Here is a 22,845-nt window from a genome sequence, read left to right as displayed (position 1 = left end):
GTTATGCCGTGCCGGGCGCCTTTTGTCTCCGATATTCCGATTTCCTCGCTTTATATCCGACATCCAGCCATGAAAAGCTATCACAAGGAACTGTGGTTCAACGTGCCCACCCGGCGCGCGTTTGTCAACATCACCCTGGAAGTGGAACAATGCCTGGCGGAAAGCGGGATCAAGGAGGGGCTTTTGCTCTGCAACGCCATGCATATCACCGCCTCGGTGTTCATCAATGACGACGAATCGGGCCTGCATCACGACTACGAGCAATGGCTGGAGCGGCTGGCGCCGCACGAACCGGTCAACCAGTACCGGCACAATGGGTACGAGGACAATGCCGATGCCCATCTCAAGCGCCAGATCATGGGCCGGGAAGTGGTGGTGGCGATTACCGGGGGCAAACTGCATCTCGGTCCCTGGGAGCAGGTTTTTTACGGTGAATTCGACGGCCGGCGCAAGAAACGGGTGCTGGTCAAGATCATTGGCGAGTAGGCGGCGGCCAGCGTGTTGCCGATGGATCGAGGAGATCGGGTGAAAAAGCCCTTCATGCCGGGGCCGGGTTGGCGGGGCCTGCTGACGGCAGCCGGCACGGCACTGTTGCTGGCTGCAACGGGATGCTCGAATCAGCCGGGAGGCGACGGTGGGGCCGGCGGCCTGACCTTGTACGGCACGGTCGATATCCGGGAGGTGCAACTGGCGTTTCAGGACGGAGGGCGGATTCTCGGGCTGGCGGTCGACGAAGGGGCCGTGGTCGATACAGGGCAGGTGGTTGCCGAGCTCGATCCGGCCCGGTTCCGGATGGAGGCCGAGCGGTTGGCCGGCGAAGTGGCATCCCAGGCGCAGCAGGTGGCGCGACTCAAGAGCGGCAGCCGGCCGCAGGAAATCGCGCGGGCCAGGGCGGCGGTTGCCGCTGCCAAGGCCAACCTCAAGGACGCGGAGCTGGTTCTGGCCCGGAAACGGGCGTTGCGGCTCCTGAACCGCATTTCGCAGCAGGAGGTGGACAGTGCCCTGGCCGGGATGGAAACCTGGCAGGCCAACCTCAAAACGGCGGAGGAGGATTTGTCGTTGGCGATCGAAGGGCCGCGCCGGGAAGATATCGCCGCCGCCGAAGCCTCGTTGGCCGCCTTGCAGGCCGCCAGGGACCTGGCGGCGCAGCGTCTGGCCGATACCCAATTGCGTGCCCCGGCCGCCGGAGTCATCCGCAACCGCATCCTTGAGCCCGGCGCCATGGCTTCGGCCGGTGCCCCGGTCCTGACCATGGCCTTGACCGATCCGCTCTGGGTCCGGGCCTATATCAGCGAACCGGATCTCGGCCGGATCAGGGAAGGCATGGGCGCTGAAATCCAGACCGACAGCCAGCCGGGCAAGCGGTACAAGGGCTGGGTCGGGTTTATCTCGTCAACGGCCGAATTCACGCCGAAAACCGTTGAAACCACGGAACTGCGCACCAAACTGGTCTACCGGGCCAGGATTTTCGTCTGCGATTCCGGCCAGGAACTCCGGCTGGGCATGCCGGTGACCGTGATGGTCGATACCAAGCAAAATCAGCAGGATAAAACGACATGCGGTAATCGGTAGCAGGCCTTGATGGACCTTTGATGTACTTTTCTGCGGGCAGACAATCCGGGAAGGGCTTCCAGCTCTTCCCGGATTTCTTTTTCAGGCGGCGAATGCAGCGTTGAGGCGTCCATTGCTCGGACGGGAAAAGGCGTCAAGCCTGGGCAGTTGCCGGACCAAACCCGCCCGACTGCAAACCAGCCGCTTGCCTTTTCTTGGCTCGGGCAGGCCGAGCATCGGCTCGATCGCCCACGCTTCGACCCGCCCGTGGGCAATCTCTCAAAACATCTTGTTGCCGAAGGTGTCGCGATACACCATGTCGGCGACCGCTTTGCGCGGTGGGCCCGCTTTCTGTTCGACCGCCGGCCGGCCGATGGGGAGGACGGCAACGGCCTCGTAGCCCTCCGGCAAGGCGACCAGCTGCTTGCAGGCATTATGATCCAGCAGGCCGACCACCACCGTTCCCAGCCCCATTTCGTGGGCGCGCAGGCAGAGGGTTTGGGTGGCGATGCCCAGATCGAACATGAACCAATTGGCGAACTTGGTGTTCTCTTTGCCGCCGTAACAGCCGGAGACGCCTGTCTTGGCGCAAACGACGATCAGCGCGGAAGCGGCCTGGGAGCATTTGGTCGCGGGGTTGGTCCCCTTATCCATCCTGTAGGTCTCGGTTATCTTCTGGATCAATTCCTTGTCCCGCACCACCACAAATTCCCATACTTGGGTGTTTCCCCAGGAGGGCGCCCATCGGACGGTTTCGAAAAGCTGCTGCAATTCCTGATCCGTGACGACATTGTCGGTAAACCTTCGCACACTGCGCCTTTTCAGTATGGCTTCCTGTAGTTCCATCCTGCAACCTCCGTTGTGTTTGCGTTGAATTCCTTGGCAAAAAAAGCGCTCGACAAGAAATGGATTGATGCGCGTCCGTCTCATTAAAACATTGCGTTGTTCCTGCGCAACACATTATCGCCATGGCGGCACTTCAAGCGCTGTGCAAAAAAGGCGGAATCGGCACCGCTGCGTTGCCGCCAGGAGGAGGGGATTTTGCTGGAAATGGCCGTGTTGCTAAAAGAATTTTGGGACCGGGCAAGCGAGGGGTACCGTTCGGACGCTCCAGGCTTGAGGAGAAAAGTGCTTTTGGATTCGTACGACAAAGTGCCACCGGAAAGGAGACCCCGGTGGCACTTTGCTTACAGCAACGGCTTACGGCAAGGTAAACGGAGCGCCCGTGAAATTTGGCGCCCGCGCACTACACGGTGAATTCGTTGACCAGGGTTTGCAGGCCGACCGCCATTTTCTGCAGCGCCTGGGCGCTGTTTTCCACTTCATGGCTGCTTTGGGCAAAATCCTCGGCCGAACTGTGGATCGTTTTGATATCGGAAACGATATTCGACGCCATCACGGAACTTTCGCTGACATGTTCATTGACCTCGCGGATGCCCACCGAGGCCTGGGAAATGTTGGTCGTGATCTCCTGGGTTGCGGCGGTTTGTTCGGTGACGCTGGCCGCTATGGTACTGACGATCTGGCTGACTTCCTCGATGGACGCACTCGCCATGCTGATCTCCACCCTGGTGTCATGCGTGGTTGTCTGAATCAAGGTGATTTGGTCCTTGATGTCGAGGGTCGCCAGAGCGGTTTGTTTCGCCAATTCTTTGATTTCATTGGCAACAACCGCAAACCCCTTGCCCGCTTCTCCGGCACGCGCGGCCTCGATGGTGGCGTTGAGCGCCAACAGGTTGGTCTGCTCGGAAATATCGGTGATGGTGCCGGTCACCTTGCCGATAGTCTGGGCAACCTGGCCCAGGTTATCCATTTTCTCGCTGGCGCTGCCGGCCTGCGACACGGCACTGGCGGTCACCACATTGGCTTTTTCCGCATTGTGCGCGATTTCGCCGATGGTTGCCGCCATCTCCTCCGAACTGCTCGCCACCATGGCCGTATTGGTGGTGGATTGCTCCATGGCCGCGGCAATGACGTGCATGTTGGAGCTCATTTCGGTGGCGGCGGTGGAAACATTGCTGGCCGACTGCGATGTCGCGCCCGCACCCTTCGACATGATACCGGCAAGATGGGTCAAGGTGGCGGCGGCCTCGTTGATATCCTTGGCGTTGCCGGCAAAACACCGGATCATCCCCTGGAGTTTTTCGAGAAAGCCATTGAACGAATGGGCCAGTTCGCCCAACTCGTCACGGCCTTTCGCCGTCAACCGCTTGGTGAGGTTGCCGGCGGCCACTTCTTCCAGCACCACCACCATCTGCCTGATCGGCTTGCTGATCGAACCGGCCATCACCAGCCACACCAAACCCGTCAGAACGATCGCGCCGGCGCTGACCGCAAGAAGGATGAGCCGGGAGCGCTGATTCATCTCCACGATCCGGTCGGATGCCTCGGTAAATTCGGCTTGATCCGCTTCGGCGGTGATGATCCAGTCCCACGGTTGAAAATAGACGAAGCGGGCGGTGCGCAGATGGTCGGCGCCTTGCGCCTCGCCGGAGCTGAACAGTTGATCGCCGGCAGCGCGTCCCGTCAGGCTCTTGGCGGCTTCCAGGCGCTCACGGATATAGGATTTTCCTTGCAAATCTTTGAGATCGATTACATTTTCCCCATTCTTCTTGCCTTTGGATGCAATAATGTAGGTCCCGCTGCTGTCAAGCACCGAAACATAGCCGGTGCGGCCGATTTTCATATTGACGAAAGCCTGGCGCAGGCTTTTGACATTTTCCTGGGGAATGCCGACATAGAGCATGCCGACCACTTCTTTGTTTCCATTGAAAATGGGCTTGTAGGCGGTGATGTACCAGGTGTCGACCACAAAGGCCCGGCCCCGGTAGATCTCGCCGTTTAAAACGGTCCGCACCACCTGGTTGGCGGTGCCATCCGGCTGCAGGGCGGGAATAAAGGTGCCAATGGCCCGTTTGCCGCTCTGGTCGATCACGTTGGTCGCCACCCGCAGCATGTCTCCCTTGTCGCCCATACGTTGAAAAATCGTGCAGGTGACGTCCAGCAGGTCGTGCACCGAATCGACGATCGGCACCGCACTCTTGGGATCGCTGACCTGGCCCAACCACTGAGACCCGATCACCATCTTAGGCAACGAAATGGATTGCGGCTTCTTGTCAGCCTGGTTGATTGCCTGCCACACGGTCGTTTCCGACGAGAACCCGATTTCGCCTTTTTGCCCCACCAACTCCTCGGTAACGCGCAGGGCGGCATCGATATTTTTTTGAGTCACCTCCTGGTGCGATTCGGCCAAGGTGTACAACTCCTCGACTATTTGATCTAAATTCGCATAGGCCAATTCCAGGCTTTGATCTTTCCCGAGTTTGACAACCTGTTCGTTCTGGCTGAACACCGTGGTCAAAATAACGGCAAGTGGGATAAATGACAGGGTAATGCCGACAAGAAAAAGTTTGGTTCTTAATTTCAGATTATTGATCATGATTACCCCTGAGTCTTGATTGAGATACGCGAATATTGGTCATGGCTGGTTTGTGTATGCACTATTTTATAGTTGTATGATTTGTTTGGTCAAGTATTGTCGTCGTTCGATGAGTGTTGATGGTGGGATCGAGCGAGATAGATGGAGAAAAATCATGATAATTCGGTATAATGTCAAATTCTATCGTCGACATGTATCTTGATGGAAGAAAAGGAAGGGAACTGCAATCTCTGAAAAAATATTGAAGAGCCTGAAGATTCAGGGGCAGAAGGTGATAATGGGAGGGAAAGGGATATTTGTTTTTTCGGATCGGCTTGAATTTTGTGCAAGTCTTTCTCATCGATAATATATTGACTACATACCTTTCGCTAAAAATCGCCGGTCGGCAGGTCGTGTTTGCGGTTGATACCTTGCCATTCCTGCAACGGGCAGGGTGTGCGGCTTATCGGGCATGCGAGCAAAAAGGATTCCGGCGTGCCGGCCATGTTGTCGGCCTCATATAATCAATTTCAATTATCAGTGCGCAACAATGAAAAAGCAGCAATATTCTCCTTGGTTGCTTTGGTTGGAAAAAGGATTCGATTGGACTTACGAGCAGAACCGATTGATCAAAGTGATTGTGATTCTATTTTTATTGTTGAGTATCGCTTTGGTGTGCCTGTTGGTGTATGCGACCGGAGGAAGCAAATATGTGTACGTACATTCGATGTATATTCCGGTCTTGTTCGCAGGATCCTTTTTTGGAGTATGGGGCGGGATCTTGATGGCAATTGTCGGGGGGATTGCATTGGGGCCGTTGATGCCGCTCAATACAATGACCGGCGAGGAACAATCGATGCTCAACTGGGTGTATCGGATGGGATTTTTCATCCTGGTCGGGATGTTCAGCGGCATGGCCAGCACTTTGGCGAAACGATACATAGCCCAGTTGAAATGGATTGCCCTGCACGATGCCTTTACCCAGCTTCCCAATAGAAGAGCGCTGTTCAAGACCATCTCCGAGGAAAGCCCGGGCAACGATCCTGCGACCGTCACCAACCTGGCGATCATCTCGCTCGAAAATTCAACGGAACTCAAAAGCACCTTCGGTCCCGATATAATCGATGAGGCAATTATCCAATTGGTTGAGCACATTCGGGCCACCGATATCAGTCATAACATCTATCATGCCGAGACCACGATCATTGCCTTGCTGATTCGTTGCAATCAACAGCAGGGCGAAGAACTGCAAAAAATTCTGTTCGATACTTCAAGGCAGGCCATCACCTATAAAGGCGTGACCCTGCACGTTGACACCAGAATGGGCACCGTGCAGATGAGCGAGAAATCGCGTCCGCCCGAGGAATATTTGAAACAGGCCGAGGTGGCCTTGGCCACGGCCCGGCAAAAGGGCAAGGATAGCGCCGTGTACCAGCCGAATCTCAAGGATGTGGCGGAAAAGAATCTGGCGATGTTGGGAGAGTTGGAAGAGGCGATCGCGCACGACCAGCTTTCCCTGCATTATCAGCCGAAAGTGGACATCGCCACCGGCACGGTGCACGGAGCCGAGGCCTTGCTGCGCTGGGATCATCCGCAACGGGGACGTATCCCTCCGGGGTCGTTCATCCCCCGTGCCGAAGAAAGCACGCTTATTCAGTCTATTACAGAGATTGCCCTGCGCCGGGCCATGGAAACGGTCAGTGCCATGCGACGCCAGAAGATCGTGCTGCCCATTGCGGTCAATGTGTCCACCAGAAACCTGGCGCAGCCGGATTTCACCGATTTGGTGGCGCGTCTTCTCGAGCAATACCAGGTAAGCGGCTCGGAATTGGAAATCGAGGTGACGGAGAGCGCCCTTATGATGGATGCCGAACATGCCATTTCGGAACTCAACAAGCTGAGCAAGATGGACATCCTGATCACCATCGACGATTTCGGCACCGGCTATTCATCGCTGCAATACCTGCACCGGCTGCCGGTTTCAATTCTCAAGGTCGATCAGTCGTTTATCCGTCGGTTGCATCGCGACCGGCAAGCCATATCCATTGTCGAGGCCGCCGTGAGCATGGCGCACAGTTTGGGGATGAAGGTGGTGGCCGAGGGGGTGGATACGCCGGAAGTGTACGAGGTGCTGCGCACTATCGGCTGCGACATGGCGCAGGGCTATTTGATTGCAAGCCCCTTGCCCGAAGCGGCGTTCACGGCTTGGTATCGGCAATGCGGGGGACAATATCAGCCCGATCGGGTAGGGCGGGGATGAATTCGAACCGGGGGCGTACGCCCTGACTCCGCTTCCAGGTGTCGGATTGCAGGTGAGGGGAAATCGGGAAACCACGGCGGTGAACGGTCCGGGCGATGCCTGGTGCGCCGGAAAACAAGACGGTGGATGCGGACTGCTGGCAGCAAAAAACTTGCGGATGCCGAGAACCGGGAAGATCGGTTGGGTGAAAGAGTAGAGGGACTCCGGTCCCCGTGGTGGAAAACCGATTGCTCCAGGCCATGACATTTGTCTGCGGGAGGCTCCGCAGCCGATCCCGTTCTGGGCCGGGCCGCTTCGGTGCGGGCCTCCCGCAGGCAAACAAACCGGAGCTTTTTCAGCATCCTGCAGAGCGTTGCCGGACCGGCACCGGTTTTCCACTCATGACCAGGGGTGAAGGGGGGCATCTGGCTGCCGCCTGCCTTGCCTGGTCGAAAATCCGGCGTGGTCCGATCCGCTCGAATCAGAAACTGAATTTATTCACCAGTTTTTCCAATTGTTCGGCCAGGACGGCCAACTCCTGAGCCCGTGCCAGCACCTGGCCGGCGCCTTCGCCGACCTGAAGCGATTGCTGGTTGATGCCGTGGATGTCGCGGCTGATGGTACTGACCACCTCGGTCGAAAGGCTCACATTTTCATTAACCTCGGCTATGCCCAGCGAGGCCTGGGCGATATTGCCGGCAATCTCGCTGGTGGCCGCCGACTGTTCCTCGACTGCGGTGGCGATGGCGTTGATCACCGAGTTGATTTCGACGATCACCTTGGATATCCCGGCCATATCCTCGATGGTGGCGTTGGTGGTGTGCTGCATTTCGCCGATCTGGTTCTTGATGTCCACGGTCGCGGCCGCGGTCTGCTTGGCGAGTTCCTTGATCTCGTTGGCGACCACCGCAAATCCCTTGCCGGCATCCCCGGCCCGCGCCGCCTCGATGGTGGCGTTCAGGGCCAGCAGGTTGGTCTGTTCGGAAATCTCGGTGATCGTTTCGGTGACCTTGCCGATCTTCTGGGCCGATTCCTCAAGCTCCCTCATCTTGACCGAGGTCGTTGTCGACTGTTGAACCGCGGCATCGGCAATCACCCTGGCCTTTTCGGCGCTTTCGGCAATCTCGTTGACCGTTGCGGTCATCTCCTCGGTGGAGGAGGCGATGATGCTGACGTTGGCGGTGGACTGTTCCATGGAAGCGGAAACCGACTGGAAATTGACGGTCATCTGCTCGGAGGCCTCGGCCACCGAGCTGGACTTGCCGGAGGTCTCCTGGGCCGCCGTGGATAATTGTTTGGAAACCGTTGTCATGCTGTCCGAAGAGGCGGCCAGGGTCTCGACGTTACTTGCCACACTGGCGATGACTCCCTGCAGTTTCTCGACAAAAATATTGAAGAAACGGGCCAGACGACCGATTTCGTCGTTGCTGCGCACCAGCAGCCGTTTGGTCAAGTCGCCTTCACCCTGGGCAATGTCCTGCATCAGGGCCGACAGCTTGTCGAGCGGCGAGAACACCGAGCGCATCAGAACAACGACCATGCCGGCCATTAACAGGGCCACGCCGATTTCAAGGAGAATGGCGATCAGCACATAGGTGTGCAGGGCCTGGCTAGTCCGGTCGGCTTCCGCACCGGTACGGGCGTCGAGCTCGGTGAAAAAATCATTCACCGGCTTCATGATGGAATCCACGGCTGTGTGGTAGTTCTGGTCAAAGAGGATACGCACGGCGAACTCCCGCGGTTGCTCTCCTTCCTTCATCTTCCACGGCCCCTCGGCAAAGGCGCCGGTGGCCACCACCTTCATGGCCTGGGCCTCGGTGGCGATCAAGCCATCCGAATTTGCGCGGGCCTGCTCCAGCAGCGCAAGCTCTTTTGGGGAAAAGCCCAGCTCCTCCATGATCTTTTTTTGTGCAAGCCGCTCTCCCGGATGCAGGAGGGGATGCACGTCTGCCGGACGGGCGGCTTTACCGGATTGCCAGTCGACGATCTGCCAATAGGCGTCGCTGTACTTCTTGTCGCCGGTGGCGGCGTAGGTCCGGCAAAGATTGGTGAGCGAACTGGAGCTTTGGCGGAATTCGTTGGCGATCAGGTAGGAAAGATACCGACGCACCTGGGCTTCGTTGGCGCTGGTGGCGCGATCGTTGACCACCTTTTGCAGAGCAATGGCGGCGATCAGCAAAACGCCCACGGCCAGCGAAAACACGACGAACATTTTCTTGAGCGAGCGCTGCGATTCCTTGTTGTGATCCACGGTGGATTTCTCCTGAACAGGTGACGGCCAATGGGTTGTTGCGTAAAAGTGTTCCGGCTCAAGGGGCCACCGGGCGGTGTGCGTCAACACTCCACCCGATGGCCGTTGGTCGCGACGGTTTGTATGGCGCTCAGATCTTGAAATGATCGACCATGACTTTCAGCCTGTCGGAAATCCGCTTCAGATCCTCGGCATTGACCTTCACCTGATTGCTGGCGTCGCTCAATTCGTTGGCACTCTGGCTGACCTCGGCGATATCCCGCGCGATTTCCTGGGCCGCGATCGAACTCTGGGCAACGTTTTCGTTGACCTCGGTAATCCCCATCGAGGCTTGGGCAACGTTCTCGGCGATCTCCTTGGTGGTGACCGATTGCTCCTCGACAGCGGAAGCGATGGTGGCCACGATTCTGTCGACGTCGACAATGACCGAACTGATTTCGTTGATCTCCTTGACCGTGACGCCGGTGGCCAGCTGGATTCCCTGGACCTTGTTCTTGATGTCCAGGGTGGCCTCGGCGGTCTGCTTGGCTAGATCCTTGATCTCGTTGGCGACCACTGCAAAGCCCCGGCCCACCTCGCCGGCCCTGGCGGCCTCGATGGTGGCGTTCAAGGCGAGCAGGTTGGTCTGCTCGGAAATTTCGGTGATCACCTCGGTGACCTTGTTGATGTCGTCGGCGGCGCGTCCGAGCTCGTCGACCCGCTCCGAAGCCTTCTGGGAATGGTTCACGGCTTCGGTGGTGATTTCCTTGGCCTTGGCGGAGTTGCTCGCAATCTCGGTGATGGTGGCATTCATCTCCTCGGCGGAGGTGGCAACCATGTTGACGTTGATCGAGGCCTGCTCCATGGCGGCGGCGATGGTGTTCTGGTTACTGCTCATCTCTTCGGCGGCGGTGGCGACCTGGCCGGAACGCTTGGCCGTGGACGCCAGGCTGGCGGACATCTGGAGGGAAATGGCAGCCAACTGGGAGGAGGAGTTGTCCACCTCACCGACCCCGGCGTGGATATCCCCGAACATCTTGCGCAGACTGCCGGTCATTTCGTTCAAGGCATTGGCAAGCACGCCGATTTCATCCCGTTGGTCAACGGCCAGGTTTTTGGTGAGATCGCCTTCGGACATGGCTCTGGCCAGATTGACCCCCATGAACAGGGGCTTGGTGATGATCCGGGTGAGCAAAAATCCCATGGTCAAGGCCAGGGCCACCCCGGCGATCATGCAGATCATGGTGATGAGTTTGCTGGTGTCGGCGGACTTGACCGCGTGCTCTGCGGTGCTGTCGGCAATGCCGTTCATCTTGGTGACCAGGGTTCCGATCGCCTTGGTGAGCACCTGGATATTGACATGGCCCTCGTTGAGCTGCAGGTTCGACATGGCGCGGAAGTTTTCCATGGCCTTGTTCAGGGGCACATCGGCGGTGGCCAGGGCCTTATTCATCTCCTGCATCAGCGGCTTGAGCTGGGTGTCGAGGATTTGGGCACCTTGGGTGTAGTCGCCCTGAGCGACCAAATCCTTGATCCGGGCGATTCCTTGATAGAATTGCTTGTGCAGGGGCCGGATGGTATCGGCCGCGGCCTTGATGGTCGGGTTATTCGTGTTCACATTGGCAAGCCATTTGCCTAGTTGCGTGGCCTGATCGTCGGTGCCGCCCTCAAAGGGAATGCGTTTTTGCACCAGATCCGCGGTCTTGGCCCGGCCGGTCCGCAGTTCTATTTCAAAGGTGTCGAGGTCGTGCTGCATGCTGTAGGGATTGAGGATGTCCAGCTCCACCAACTCCTTGGAATAGGCGACGAGTTGATTGTTGCTTTTAACAGTGGCTTCAGCGGCCTGAAGATAGGCTTTCCATTCGCTTTCGACCTGCTTGGCAATCGGCTTGGCCAGAAAGCTTTCCTGGCTTTTGGCCCGTTCTTCCCGGATCGCGCCCAATCGCTGCAGCGCGTCCTGCCGGTCCGCGGCGCTCAGGTAGGGGCTGAGCAGGGTGTTGACCTCGGCAAAGCCCGCATAGAGAGTTTTCTCCATGACCAGGCAGTCCTGGAGGCCTTCGGAGGTCTGCTCGACAATAAAACTCAAGTCCTTGCGCAAATTGCTTTGCTGCCAGAAGGACAAAAGCCCGACGACCAAAATGAGCAAAGCCGCCAGGGTGAAGCCCCCCATGAGTTTTGTTCCCAGTTTAAAATTCTTCAACATTGCCGTGCCTCCATTGCTCGAGCGTGGAACTGAGTAAGTAAATCGTGTTGTCATCCGGATGCTTTTCTGTTTCCGCTGTCAACAAAATGCTTCGAAAATTTTTTTCGTCAAGTATGCCGCAGTCGAGCATGCTTTGAATCCCAACGGGTCGGTAGTCCTTGTTTTTTATCGCGCCTTTCGGCCTGTGGCACATGATTGTCCCGTTGGCAAAGGCCGGACGCGAGACGGCCATATCTCCGCCGGTCATGCAGGCTGTCTCGACTGGACGGCTTTCAAGGGCTCCGTGGCGGATATGCCGGTTTTTGGCGTACTCCCTCAAAAAAACTATCCTGCCGACAACCGTCACGGTCAACTGTCTGGTTCGTGTTGGATTGTATGCTTGAAGTGCAGGACAATGCGGCGCTGGACGACGGGGCGGTTTGTCCGGCGGCAATCATGGCTAAAAACCGTATCCTGCGGAAGGTTCATCGGCACAGGAATCGAGAGGATGTTCCGGTTATACGTGCAATGGGTAGTCATGGTGCGATGCCGTGCCGATGGTTATTGATCGGAACATTTCTTTTCTTTACGGTTGCAACTGCATGGTTCGATGCAGATTAAACGGACAATCGCAGCTTGTTTATCGGATAATGCCGTACATGGATTTATCTATTTTTCACGATGGTGCGCGGTCAACACTGCACTTACATGAATTTGCAGCAGAATATCTCGTTAATTCCCATGGTATAGTTACCAATATTTTTGTCAAATGAGGATTGGTGCAGGAAAGTGATTTACATAAAATTAGTTACTGATTCGCTTGGGCATAATTACGGAAAATCAAGATAATGCCAGTGACAAAGGTGGCACAATGTGCCATGCTGAGGGGGGGTGAGGAGTGGGCGGGGCGGATTGGGAACAAGCGGATGGGTCGAAAAAAGATCGAAAGATAAAGGTGTTGCGGTTGAAAGTGCGAAAGGATGCGGCGTCGCTGCGTTCAGCGGTAAGACAACAAGTGCGGGCGTAATTTTCCTTGTTTGGCATCGCGATTGTGCAATCCTGGTGGAGACAAACAAGGCAAGCGCGGCGCTCGTGTCCGGAGGAGTGTAATCAGGATTCGGAGTCCGGTGCCTCGGCGTGCATCCGGTTGATCTGCAGGCCCGCGGCCCACAGGCCGTCGATCAGCCGGTCCAGGTTGTCGCCCTGCACCTTCAGGGTGACCAGTTGATGTTCCTCGGAATAGTCGTGCAGCACCGCGATGCCGAAAATCGTGATCTCGCATTTTTTGAAGACCTGGAGCATCGCATAGAAGGAGGCGGGGGTTCGGTCGATCTTGATTTCGATGCGGGCGCCCTGTTTCCGGGCGGCGAAGATTTCGAGCAGGGCGTCGAAGATGTTCGTTTCGGTGATGATGCCCACCAGTTGTTCGTCCTGCAGCACCGGCAGTGAACCGAATTTATGGCTCCGCATCAGAAGCGCCGCCTGCTCCAGTGGCGTGGACGGGTCGACGGTGATCGGCGCGGGCGTCATGATGGCGCCGGCCTTGATGCAGCCGGTGCGCTCCTGGTTTTCCTGGCCGGCGCTGGGATCGAAAATGGAGGGCATGGCGCGGAAGAGGTCTTCCTGGCCGATGATGCCGACCAATTTGCCATCGTCGACCACCGGCACCCGGCGGACGCGATGCTCCCGCAAGAGGCGCTCGACCTCGACAATCGGCTGGTCGCTGGCCACGGTGAGTACGTTGCTGGTCATCCACAGTTTGACGAACATGGGCGGGCTCCGGAAATTATCCTCTTTTTTTGTTGGGCAGGACCAGGATGTAGCGGAGGCCCTCCTTGTTGGCCGCTTCCTCCTTGAGACGGAAATGGACATTCTCAAGGGTCTCGGCCACCACCATGCGGCTGCTGCCGATGCGGATTTCGGTGCCGGCAAACACCTGGCCCTTGACCGTGATGGTGCAGGCCAGGGCATGGGTGACCCCGTTGTCTTCCGCCTCCTGGTCCTTGGGGACGGCCAGGTTGAGGCGAGCGAACTGTTTGCGGTTGGCGCGGTGGGCCTCGATCAACTCCTCCAGCTCATCGCGGTCCGTCTGCGATTTCTTGCGATTCTGCATTTTTTCGATCGCCTGGAGCTGTTCGGCAATGGTGCGCTGCAACTCGAAATAGCGGTCCAATTGCTCGAACACCACTCCGGCCGCCAGCATGGATGGCGTTGCGATGTCCGAGCCGACGGTGCCGGTGGTGAGGCAGCCGTAGGCCACCAGCTGGGAGGCCATGATCCGGGCCGACGGATTGCAATGCAGATCGCCCATGGCGTGCAGCCGACAGTAGGATCCGTGCTGGCGGAGGATGGTCTTGCCGCCGCTTTGGGTCCGGCCCTGGATGGCGAAGCCGATATCGAGGTCGCCGCGGGCCCTCACCGAGGCGAAGGTGCCGACAACCCCGCCCCTGACCACCACGTTGGCGTCGGATCGCACCATGGCCTTTTCGACGTCGCCGCCGATCAGGATGTCGCCCAGGGCATTGACCTTGAATTTCGGCCGGATCGACCCCCGGATATCCACGGCGTCGCGGGTCACGATGTTGCCGGTCTCGAAATCGACATCCCTGGCCACGACGTGATGGGAGCTGACCCGCACCGAATTATCGGTGACCATGGACAACACGCCGTTGCGCAGGGCCCTGAGTTCGCCGGTCGCCTCGTCCAGGACGGCGTCGTCCATGGCCCGGACCGTGAAGTCCTTGCCGGACAGCGCGGCCACGACCTCGCCGAACACGTCCCGGCCGGCAATGCCCTCGGTCGGAGGAATCTTGACGGCGATGAGTTGACCCTTACTCACGCCGACGAACATGTTGCGTTCGCGAAAATCGATTTCGCCGTTGCCCATGATCTTGCCGGGCAGGGGGCCGACCTCCATGGCGAAACGGAGATGGGCGTCCGTGCCGTTGACCGGGCGGATGCCCAGGGCCACGACTTCATGCTGGGGAAGATGCAGGCGGGCGCACCGCTCCAGGCAATGGTCGATGGCCTGGGGAAGACGGCCGAAAACAATGCCTTCCTCGTCGAGCACCTCCATGATGGTATCGCGGTTCGGCAGACTGTGGCCGGGGAGCGGCGGAATGAGCGATAAAATCGCCTGCATGTGGCCCGGGGTGGGGTCGATCAGCCGCTCGATGCTGATGCATTGATACTCGAGGGATTGCTTGCCGGCGGAAAGGTAGTGCGGATAGCCGCTGACCGTGGCGGCCAGCTTCTTGCCGTCGGTGTGGGGGGCAACATTGGCTCCCGGTTCGATGACCAGCTCCTCCGGGAACGGACAGGAAACCTCCCGGCCGTAGATATTCATGCCGGTTTGCGGCGCAATCCTCGGACCGGGGCCGGCCACCACCTCGCCCTTGCGGATCAGCGGCACCAGCAGCAGTTCGCGTTGGCAGGCTTGGCCGGAGGCGTCGGTTTGGTCGACGCTCCTGGAGACGGAGGCAAAACACGGATGAAAGCCCCTGCGGCCGACCACCGGCGGCGTTCCCGCGGCCACCGCGACCGGTTCGACCAGCGCCTCGCCGGCATCGATCCGGCGCTGGGCAAAATCGACGGCTGTCAGGTCAAGACCGTGAACAATGCCCTGGCGAAGCAGCAGACGGTGGAGTTGGTCGCCCATGCCGAGGCGCAGGTCGCTATCGGCCGAGGCGGCATCCTGCAGGCGGGCGCTGAGGTGATCGGCTGGGATATGCAGGTAGTAAAATACTCGGTTCACGACTCACGGCCAGGGGCTGAAACTCTATGTGATCGAAACGCTAACATAATGCTGCCCGGTGAACAAGTCCGTTCCTGCTTGCTCTCGCGGCTGGAAACACAGGGGGTGCATGTATTGACGGAAAAAACCGAGAAGCGTGTCGTCAACTTCATACAAAAAATGGCGTAGGCCTGGGGGTGGCAAATCTAAGGATCAATGTTCGAGGGTAATATCAGAAAAACACCAATGTGCGATGGGCGGTTCCGGAGGCGGGGAGGCGAGCCCTATTTGCGGCGGTGCAAGTCCGCCATGTATTCCTCCCACTCCACTGGCAGCAGGGATTTTTTTTTGTTGTTGCACTCCTTGCAGCAGGGGACGAGATTGTCCTTGGTGCTGCGGCCGCCCCGGGTCAAGGGAATGACATGGTCCATGGTCAGGTTATGGTAGCCGACCTGCCGGCCGCAGTACCAGCAGGTGCCGGAGGCGGTTTTCTGCTGCCACCAGCGGCTTTTGCGCAGAGTTCTGGCCTTGTTGCGTTCGGCCTTGATCAGGGTCTCGTCGATGGCGTCCAGGGTAAAGTATGCTTCGTGCTTCACGCGGCCGGACCTCCGGTCAATATCCGGCGGACCCGGCCCGCCAGGTACAGCGACCCGGCCACGCAGACCAGATCGTCGGGTTCCGCCCGTGCCAACATACGGTCCAAAGCCTGTTCCACGGTTTCGCACCAGTCGGTTCTGTCGCGGATTGCTGGCGGCAGGCCGGCATACAGCATCTGTGGCTCCGCAAAGCGCGGCGACTCGGTGCGGGTGAGCATCACCGCGTTCGCCAGGGCCAGGAGATCGAGCAACGGCTGCCCCATGTGCTTGTCCGCCATGTTGCCCCAGATCAGCAACAGCCGGCAGCCGGGATAGCCGGCACGCAGCCCCTGGGCCAGCGCGGCCACGCCCGCCTCGTTGTGGGCGCCGTCCAGAAGCACCCGCAGGTTTTTGTCCCGGTGCCGGACCGCAAGCACTTCCATGCGGCAGGGCCAGCGGACCTGGCGCAGGCCGATTGCAATCGCCTCGGGAGAGACCGGAAAAACCGGCGCCAGCAATTCGAGCGCCGCCAGGGCCACCCCGGCGTTGACCACCTGATGGGCGCCCTGGAGCATCAGGGGCAGGGCGCCCAGCTTCGTCCCGGTGGGGCCCTGGTAGTCGAATGTGCCGGGCGCGGCTGCCTGGGCGAAGAAATCGCGGCCGAACAGCGACAGCGGGCTGTGCAATTGTTGACAACGGGCCTCGATCACCGCCACCGCCTCGCTTGCCCTGCCGGAAAAGACGGTGGGCACCTTGGCCTTGACGATCCCCGCCTTTTCGCCGGCAATGGCGGCAATGGTCGGGCCGAGGTGCTGTTCGTGATCGCGGCTGATATCGGTGATGATGGCGACGCGCGGCCTGACCACGTTGGTGGCGTCGAGCCGGCCGCCCATGCCGGTTTCTAGGATGGCGGCGTCGACCTTCTGTTCCGCAAACCACATCAGCGCCAGCAGGGTGGTACATTCGAAATAGGTGGGCTGGTGGTCGCGGCTGCCGGTCAGGGCGGCCAGCCGGGCCACCAGCGTGGCGAAATCGGCCTCGGAGATGAGGCGGTCGTCGATCCGGAACCGTTCCCGGACGTCGGCCAGGTGCGGCGAGGAGTAGAAGCCGGTGCGAAAGCCGGCGGCCGAGAGCAGGGCCAGCAGGCTCGCGCCCACCGAGCCCTTGCCGTTGGTGCCGGCGATATGGATAATCTGCAGCCGATCCTGGGGATTGCCCAGCTCGGCCAGCAGGTTGCGGGTGCGGTCCAGGCCGAGCTTGATGGTGAAGAGCTGACGCTGGGCCAGCCAATCTTCGGCCTGGCGGATGGTCATGGATGCGGGCATGGCGGCGGCACGGTCTAGCCGAGCGGATCGAGTTTGGCGTAATCGAGATGCAGGATCTTGCTGCCGTGGCGGTCGAAATGGACCTCCACCCGGCGCGGGCCCGGAACCGAGGCAATCCGGCCGGGGCCGAAAAAGGCGTGGTTGACCCGCATCCCCTCGATATATTCCGGGTGGGGCGCGGTTTTTCTCGCCAGCGAAGCCGGGGACGCCGTCGGTTGGTATTGGCTGGTCGACGGCGCGGTGACGGTGCCGGCCCGGTCGATGCTTTGGTACAAACCGGGGTTGATCTCCCGCAAAAAAGGCGACATCGCGGTGCGCATCTGCTGCCGGTCGGGGGTGACCATCTCCTTGGGATAGGTCAGGTAGAGCTGGTTGCGGGCCCGGGTCGCGGCCACATACAGCAGCCGTCGCTCCTCTTCCCACTGTTCGCCCGGTGCGGCGTTCAGGTGGGGGAAACGACCCTCGGCCAGGCCGATGACAAAGACCGTGTCCCACTCCAATCCCTTGGCCGAGTGGATAGTGGAGAGCACCAGCCGGGTGTCGTCGGCAAAGGCATCGGTCGCGGTCCCGGTGTCGGGCGGGTCGAGGGCAGTATCGTCGACAAAGGCTTGCAGGTCGCCGTAGCCGGCGATCAGGGCCTTGATCTGGTCGAGTTCCCGGCGCCTTTTGGGGTAGTCGTCGTAATACATCTTTTCAAACACCGGCTCGTAATAGCGCATGACCAGGTCGAATTGATCGGACGGGGTCAGCTCCGGCTGCCGCAATCGCTCCAGGGTGGCGGTCAACAGGTCGAACTGGGTTTTCCAGGCCGGGCCCGGCCGGTAGGCGGCCAGGGCCGCAAAGGGCGAGTCCGTGGCCCGGAGGGCGGCCAGGATTTTTTGCACCGTCTTGGGACCGACCTTGTCGAGCTGCAGCAGGATGCGGTTCCAGCTCAGGTTGTCCCAGGGGTTGATCACCACCCGGAAAAAGGAGAGCAGATCCTTGATATGGGCCGATTCGGTCAGCTTGAGGCCGCCGCGCTTGTCAAAATCGACGGCGTGGCTGGCCAGTTCGATCTCCAACTTGAACGAGTGGAAGCCGGAACGGAACAGTACCGCGATTTCGTGGAGCGGCACGCCTTCCTGCCGGCGCCGCTCAATGGCCTCGACCACAAAGCGCGCCTCGGCGGCCTCGGTGGGCGCGGCCACCAGTTGCGGTCTGTTGCCGCCGGTTTTGCTGGTGAAGAGCGTTTTGGCGAATTTTTTTTCGGCGTGGGCGATGATGTCGTTGGTCAGCTGCAGGATCGGCTCGGTGGAGCGGTAGTTTTCCTCGAGCTTGACAATGGCGGTGCCGGGAAACTGCTCGGGAAAGCGCATGATGTTGGAAAAATCCGCCCCCCGGAAGCTGTAGATCGATTGGGCGTCGTCGCCGACCACCATCACGTTGCTGTGGCGATAGGCCAATAACCGCACGATTTCGGCCTGGAGCAGGTTGGTGTCCTGGTATTCGTCCACCAGGATGTGCTGGAAGCGGGTTGACAATTCGTCGCGGGCAGCTTCCGATTCGGCCAGCAGCCGCTTCCAGTTGATGAGCAAATCGTCGTAATCCATCAGGCCGTGATCGAGCTTGAACTGGCGGTAATGCTCGGCGATTGTGTAGAAATCGTTTATGAATTCGGTAAGATGAATGTGGTCGCCGTAGACGAGTTGCTCGATGGTGGTCGCCCGGTTGATTGCCCCGGAGATCAGGTTCAGCACCACCCGTTTGGAGGGGAAGCGCTTGCCGGCCCCGGCCATGCCCAAGGAGGATTTGAGCAGGTTGACGATGCCCTCGGCGTCGCCCCGGTCGATGATGGTGAAATTGGCGCCCAGGCCGAGGTGATGGCCGTAGCGGCGGAGCAGGATGTTGGCGGTGGCGTGGAAGGTTCCGCCCATGACCCGGCGGCAGGTTCCGGCGGTCAGCTCGGCGGCGCGGCCGAGCATTTCCTGGGCGGCCCGGCGGGTAAAGGTCAGCAGCAGGATCGATTCGGGCGGCACGCCCCGGTCGATGAGATGCGCCATCCGGTAGACCAGGGTGCGGGTCTTGCCCGATCCGGCCCCGGCTATCACCAGGATGGGGCCGTCGCCATGGTTGACGGCGGCGTGTTGGGCGCGATTGAGCTGCTCGGCAAACGAAGAGGAGGAGGGCATCGCGGCCCGATCGAAAAGCGAAGGGACAGGGGAGTGCATAGCCGCTCTTCTACCACAGCGGCAACTGGGGCGCAATGCCTGTTGACACCGGCGGCTGCCACTGGGTAAAGTCGCAGACTCCCGGTTCGTCGCGGCTTGCGCCCGGTGAATTCGGTTTCATACGCAGTGTAGACGGATTTCTGACAAAGAGCCACAGCCCATGATACAGCCAGAGCACATCTTCACGGAACAGGTTCTCCGGTCGTTGTTTCCGCCGGAACGCTCCGATGCTTTTTTCGACGCCCTGTTCGGCGACACCAGCGAGGGCGCCTACGACATCGCCTTGACCTATGCCGGGTACGACCAAAAGGCCAACACCCTGGATTTCCTCCTCAACCTGCACGAGCGGCCGGGGCGCTGTCTGGCCTGCAACCTGACCTACGGCCTGCCGGAAGTCTTTGGCCGGCATCCGGTGATCGATATCAAGGGACTGGTGGGAGAGATCGAGCAGGTGCTCGGCGGCGAGCTGCGCTGTGCGGATTGGCAGCTGGGACGCACCGAGCAAAAAGGGCGCTCGCTGCACAGCATCCCGCTGCGGATTCAGCTGGCAAAGAAGTAAGCCGGCATGGCAGCCGGGCTTGGGAGCGTTGCCGGCTGATCGGCGGTGTCGTTGACCGGGGCGGTTGTTGGCGGCGCTAATTGGCCACCGCCACCTGCGCCCCGCCGTTGGCCTTGGCTTGATAGAGGATATCGTCGGCCTGTTCGAGCCAGCTTTGGATGGTCAGACCCGGCTGCCACTCGATCAAACCGATGCTGACCGCCAATTTTCCGGCCTTGGTCGTCAGGTCGAGTTGCTCCACCGCCAGACAGAGCCGCTCCGCCAGGAATTTGGCATCCTGCAGGCTGGTGTCGGGCAGGACCAGGAGAAACTCGTCGCCGCCCATGCGGACCAGCATGTCGGAGAGCCGGATTTCCCGTTGCAGCGCCTCCGCGACCTGTTTCAACACTTGGTCGCCCATGAAATGGCCCATGGTGTCGTTGACCGCCTTGAAACGATCCAGGTCGAGCGCGGCCAGGGTGAGGGGGCGGCCGTGCCGGCGGGCCTGTTCGATGACGGAGCCGATCCGCTCCTCGAACACAAAGCGGTTGGGCAGGCCGGTGAGGCTGTCTCGACGGGCCTGGGCGAAGATCTCCTCGTATTCCAGGGCCCGCTTCAGCGGTTCGGCCAGGATGACCAGGGACTCGTCGATGAATTGCAGTTCGTCCTCGACCAGGGCCTTGCCCTTGGTCAGGATGACCATCATGCCCTCGCAGTCGGCGGAGTTGAACGCCCATTTGTGGATTTTGAAGCCGGCGGCCTGGCTGCCATCCGGCGTCCGGCTGATCGGCTGTTCCAGAATTTCCTGCGCCAATTGAATGGCTTCCCGCCTTTTGGGCCCGTGGTAGGAGCAGAACATGTGCATGCGCTGCCGGGCTGGATTGTGGTAGCCGATCAGCTCGTGGTCGACAAATTCCATCAGCCAGATGGAATAGGCCTCGATCATGGAGGGCAGGTCGAGAATCCCCGCCATCCTCTGATAGAGCGTGTTGATTTTCTGGAGTTTTTCCGATTGGTGCCGGTAGTGGTACAGTTCGGACAGCAGATTTTCCACCCTGGAGGCAACCTGAAAGTCAACTTGATCGTCGAGCATTTGCACGTTCATAACAATCCCGCAATCGGCTTGGAAGTCATGGCGCGAGGCACCGGCGCTGGAGGCGGAGCGCATCGCGCAGTGAGTAATTATTTGTAGAAAGCGATTTTCATGCCTGTTGTACAATAATTTATATTGTTCAATGATAACGATTGGTTCCCTTGTCGATTCCCGATCGATTGGAGCAAGTGGCGTTCGGTTGTCAAATTTTCGACGAACAGGGGCAGCAAACAGGCAAGGCAAGGAGAGGCGATGGAAAGCGGATTGAATCTGGGGCAGATGTTCGTGGCCGGTTTTCTCGGCCGCGAGGTCGGAGCGGACCATTGGCTTGCCCGGTCCCTGGCCGAGGACCGGCTGGGCGGGGTGATCCTCTTCAGCCGTAACGTCGACGGCTCGGTACAGAATATCGAATCGCCCCGGCAGCTTGCACAGCTGGTTGCCGGATTGCGTCAATTTGCCGCCATTCCCCCCTTGGTCGCCATCGATCAGGAGGGCGGCAGAATCTGCCGGCTGGCGCCGAAAAACGGCTTTTTACCTTCCCGCAGCGCGGCGGAACTGGCCGCCGAGGGCGTGGCCGCCACGGCGCGGGCCGCCGAGGCCATGGCTGCGGAATTGGCCGAATACGGGATCAATCTCAATTTCGCGCCGGTGGTCGATCTCAACCTCAATCCGGACAATCCGATCATCGGCCGCTACCAGCGGAGCTTCGGCGCCGATCCGGCCCAGGTGGCGGCCCATGCCCGCGCCTTCATCGAGGCCCACCATCGCCAGGGCATCGGCTGCTGCCTCAAGCATTTTCCCGGCCATGGCAGCGCCGGCAGCGATTCGCACCTCGGTTTCGTCGACACCACGACCCCGTGGCAGACGATCGAGCTGGAACCCTATCGGCAATTATTGGCCGCGGGCTATGCCGACGGAATCATGACAGCGCACCTCATCAACCGCCGGCTCGATCCGTCCGGGCTGCCGGCCACCCTGTCGCCGGCCATGGTGACCGGGCAATTGCGGCAGGAGCTCGGGTTTGGCGGGGTGGTGTTCAGCGACGACATGCAGATGCGCGCCATCAGCGCGGGCTGGCCGTACGCCGAAGCCGTGCAGCGGGCGGTGCTGGCCGGAGTGGATGTGGTGGTGGTCGGCAACAACCTCAGTCCGACCGAACACGCGGTGCGGGAGGGCATCGAGGCGATCGAGGCCCTGCTTGACAGCGGCCGGATAGAACCGCAACGTATTCAGTGTTCACTGGCGCGCATCGCGCGCTTCAAGGCAATGATCGCAGGACAACAACCATGGAATTTCCCCGGCCCACCCACAACCTGGTCATAGGCTACGCCGCCTGGCTGTTCGGCTTTATCGGCGCCCACCGCTTTTACTACGGCAAGCCGGTATCCGGCACCATCTACTTCTTTACCCTCGGCCTGCTGGGCATCGGTTGGCTGGTCGATCTCTTCCTCATCCCGGCCATGGACCGGGAGGCGGAAATCCGCTCCATTCCCGGGCCGATCGACTACAACGTGGCCTGGCTGCTCCTGGTTTTCCTGGGCTTGTTCGGCGCCCACCGCTTCTATCTGGGCAAGATCGGCACCGGCGTCCTCTACCTGTTCACCGTCGGTTTGTGCGGCTTGGGCTATATCTACGATATGTGGACCCTCAACGACCAGATCACCCTGGTCAACGGCAGCACCCTCCCCGGCAGGGGCGAACGCTCTTGATCGAAGCGGGAGACAGGGAGTGGCGGGACAAGCCGGGCCGAGCGG

The 22,845-nt window shown here is 59.7% G+C and carries 18 protein-coding genes; 7 read left to right on the top strand and 11 right to left on the bottom strand.

Features of this window, described 5'->3' with window-relative positions; genetic code table 11:
• Positions 1-69: 69 nt before the first annotated feature.
• Entirely contained in the window at positions 70-486 is a 417-nt protein-coding gene (locus RMR13_RS06805) for a secondary thiamine-phosphate synthase enzyme YjbQ (RefSeq protein WP_310599885.1), read from the top strand.
• Positions 487-525: 39 nt separating this feature from the next.
• On the top strand, positions 526-1,572 hold the full coding sequence (locus tag RMR13_RS06800) for an HlyD family efflux transporter periplasmic adaptor subunit (protein WP_310599884.1): 1,047 nt from the start codon (positions 526-528) through the stop codon (positions 1,570-1,572).
• A 258-nt stretch (positions 1,573-1,830) separates the two neighbouring features.
• Here the strand turns inward: RMR13_RS06800 and RMR13_RS06795 are convergent, their stop codons facing one another.
• Positions 1,831-2,397: a nitroreductase family protein gene (locus RMR13_RS06795; RefSeq protein ID WP_310599883.1), complete on the bottom strand. Its 567-nt coding sequence runs from the start codon at positions 2,395-2,397 to the stop codon at positions 1,831-1,833.
• A gap of 400 nt (positions 2,398-2,797) precedes the next feature.
• A complete protein-coding gene (locus tag RMR13_RS06790; RefSeq protein WP_310599882.1) occupies positions 2,798-4,990 on the bottom strand; it encodes a methyl-accepting chemotaxis protein in 2,193 nt (730 codons plus the stop codon).
• Between the two features lie 799 nt (positions 4,991-5,789).
• Between RMR13_RS06790 and RMR13_RS06785 the strand changes: the two genes are divergently transcribed.
• Positions 5,790-7,229 (top strand): bifunctional diguanylate cyclase/phosphodiesterase, encoded by a 1,440-nt coding sequence (locus tag RMR13_RS06785; RefSeq protein WP_310599881.1) that lies wholly within the window; start codon positions 5,790-5,792, stop codon positions 7,227-7,229.
• A gap of 460 nt (positions 7,230-7,689) precedes the next feature.
• On the opposite strand, the gene RMR13_RS06780 is transcribed toward RMR13_RS06785, so the two are convergent.
• The 3 genes from RMR13_RS06780 to RMR13_RS06770 form a co-directional block, all read right to left on the bottom strand.
• Positions 7,690-9,459 carry a methyl-accepting chemotaxis protein gene (locus RMR13_RS06780; RefSeq protein ID WP_310599880.1) on the bottom strand — a complete coding sequence of 590 codons (1,770 nt, stop codon included), beginning with the start codon at positions 9,457-9,459 and terminating at the stop codon, positions 7,690-7,692.
• A gap of 130 nt (positions 9,460-9,589) precedes the next feature.
• Positions 9,590-11,641 (bottom strand): methyl-accepting chemotaxis protein, encoded by a 2,052-nt coding sequence (locus RMR13_RS06775; protein WP_310599879.1) that lies wholly within the window; start codon positions 11,639-11,641, stop codon positions 9,590-9,592.
• Entirely contained in the window at positions 11,625-11,993 is a 369-nt protein-coding gene (locus tag RMR13_RS06770; RefSeq protein WP_310599878.1) for a hypothetical protein, read from the bottom strand. Before RMR13_RS06770 ends, RMR13_RS06775 begins: the two co-directional genes overlap by 17 nt.
• A 23-nt stretch (positions 11,994-12,016) precedes the next feature.
• On the opposite strand from RMR13_RS06770, the gene RMR13_RS06765 reads away from it, so the two are divergent.
• Positions 12,017-12,241, top strand: a complete 225-nt coding sequence (locus RMR13_RS06765; RefSeq protein WP_310599877.1) for a hypothetical protein — start codon at positions 12,017-12,019, stop codon at positions 12,239-12,241.
• A 489-nt stretch (positions 12,242-12,730) separates the two neighbouring features.
• Here RMR13_RS06765 and RMR13_RS06760 read toward each other — a convergent pair whose 3' ends face one another.
• The 5 genes from RMR13_RS06760 to RMR13_RS06740 form a co-directional block, all read right to left on the bottom strand.
• Positions 12,731-13,390, bottom strand: coding sequence for a CBS domain-containing protein (locus RMR13_RS06760; RefSeq protein WP_310599876.1), 660 nt, complete (start codon positions 13,388-13,390; stop codon positions 12,731-12,733).
• 16 nt (positions 13,391-13,406) lie between these two features.
• Positions 13,407-15,374 (bottom strand): FapA family protein, encoded by a 1,968-nt coding sequence (locus RMR13_RS06755; protein ID WP_310599875.1) that lies wholly within the window; start codon positions 15,372-15,374, stop codon positions 13,407-13,409.
• Positions 15,375-15,637: 263 nt separating this feature from the next.
• Positions 15,638-15,949 carry an HNH endonuclease gene (locus RMR13_RS06750; RefSeq protein WP_310599874.1) on the bottom strand — a complete coding sequence of 104 codons (312 nt, stop codon included), beginning with the start codon at positions 15,947-15,949 and terminating at the stop codon, positions 15,638-15,640.
• Positions 15,946-17,253 carry a folylpolyglutamate synthase/dihydrofolate synthase family protein gene (locus RMR13_RS06745; protein WP_310599873.1) on the bottom strand — a complete coding sequence of 436 codons (1,308 nt, stop codon included), beginning with the start codon at positions 17,251-17,253 and terminating at the stop codon, positions 15,946-15,948. The genes RMR13_RS06750 and RMR13_RS06745 overlap by 4 nt, the downstream gene beginning before the upstream one ends.
• 14 nt (positions 17,254-17,267) lie before the next feature.
• Complete coding sequence (locus RMR13_RS06740; RefSeq protein WP_310599872.1) at positions 17,268-19,460, bottom strand: ATP-dependent helicase; 2,193 nt, start codon at positions 19,458-19,460, stop codon at positions 17,268-17,270.
• Positions 19,461-19,620: 160 nt separating this feature from the next.
• Here RMR13_RS06740 and RMR13_RS06735 point away from each other — a divergent pair, with 160 nt between their 5' ends.
• Positions 19,621-20,019 (top strand): pancreas/duodenum homeobox protein 1, encoded by a 399-nt coding sequence (locus tag RMR13_RS06735; protein ID WP_310599871.1) that lies wholly within the window; start codon positions 19,621-19,623, stop codon positions 20,017-20,019.
• 76 nt (positions 20,020-20,095) lie between these two features.
• Here RMR13_RS06735 and RMR13_RS06730 read toward each other — a convergent pair whose 3' ends face one another.
• Positions 20,096-21,103, bottom strand: coding sequence for a GGDEF domain-containing protein (locus RMR13_RS06730; protein WP_310599870.1), 1,008 nt, complete (start codon positions 21,101-21,103; stop codon positions 20,096-20,098).
• A gap of 240 nt (positions 21,104-21,343) precedes the next feature.
• On the opposite strand from RMR13_RS06730, the gene RMR13_RS06725 reads away from it, so the two are divergent.
• Positions 21,344-22,414, top strand: coding sequence for a glycoside hydrolase family 3 N-terminal domain-containing protein (locus tag RMR13_RS06725; protein ID WP_310599869.1), 1,071 nt, complete (start codon positions 21,344-21,346; stop codon positions 22,412-22,414).
• Positions 22,378-22,800, top strand: a complete 423-nt coding sequence (locus RMR13_RS06720; protein ID WP_310599868.1) for a TM2 domain-containing protein — start codon at positions 22,378-22,380, stop codon at positions 22,798-22,800. The genes RMR13_RS06725 and RMR13_RS06720 overlap by 37 nt, the downstream gene beginning before the upstream one ends.
• Positions 22,801-22,845 lie beyond the last annotated feature (45 nt).

The sequence above is a fragment of the Desulfobulbus sp. genome, assembly GCF_031547805.1.
In the GTDB taxonomy this organism is placed as follows: Bacteria; Desulfobacterota; Desulfobulbia; order Desulfobulbales; family Desulfobulbaceae; genus Desulfobulbus.
Note: the sequence above shows the minus strand (reverse complement) of the source record. Positions and strands in the feature narration are given on the sequence as shown.

Bases quoted from the DNA above. Each gene is read 5' to 3' on its own strand.
- RMR13_RS06805 (WP_310599885.1), top strand. From the start codon at position 70: ATGAAAAGCTATCACAAGGAACTGTGGTTCAACGTGCCCACCCGGCGC.
- RMR13_RS06795 (WP_310599883.1), bottom strand. From the start codon at position 2,397: ATGGAACTACAGGAAGCCATACTGAAAAGGCGCAGTGTGCGAAGGTTT.
- RMR13_RS06790 (WP_310599882.1), bottom strand. From the start codon at position 4,990: ATGATCAATAATCTGAAATTAAGAACCAAACTTTTTCTTGTCGGCATT.
- RMR13_RS06785 (WP_310599881.1), top strand. From the start codon at position 5,790: ATGCCGCTCAATACAATGACCGGCGAGGAACAATCGATGCTCAACTGG.
- RMR13_RS06775 (WP_310599879.1), bottom strand. From the start codon at position 11,641: ATGTTGAAGAATTTTAAACTGGGAACAAAACTCATGGGGGGCTTCACC.
- RMR13_RS06765 (WP_310599877.1), top strand. From the start codon at position 12,017: ATGCTTGAAGTGCAGGACAATGCGGCGCTGGACGACGGGGCGGTTTGT.
- RMR13_RS06760 (WP_310599876.1), bottom strand. From the start codon at position 13,390: ATGTTCGTCAAACTGTGGATGACCAGCAACGTACTCACCGTGGCCAGC.
- RMR13_RS06745 (WP_310599873.1), bottom strand. From the start codon at position 17,253: ATGCCCGCATCCATGACCATCCGCCAGGCCGAAGATTGGCTGGCCCAG.
- RMR13_RS06740 (WP_310599872.1), bottom strand. From the start codon at position 19,460: ATGCACTCCCCTGTCCCTTCGCTTTTCGATCGGGCCGCGATGCCCTCC.
- RMR13_RS06735 (WP_310599871.1), top strand. From the start codon at position 19,621: ATGATACAGCCAGAGCACATCTTCACGGAACAGGTTCTCCGGTCGTTG.
- RMR13_RS06730 (WP_310599870.1), bottom strand. From the start codon at position 21,103: ATGAACGTGCAAATGCTCGACGATCAAGTTGACTTTCAGGTTGCCTCC.
- RMR13_RS06725 (WP_310599869.1), top strand. From the start codon at position 21,344: ATGGAAAGCGGATTGAATCTGGGGCAGATGTTCGTGGCCGGTTTTCTC.
- RMR13_RS06720 (WP_310599868.1), top strand. From the start codon at position 22,378: ATGGAATTTCCCCGGCCCACCCACAACCTGGTCATAGGCTACGCCGCC.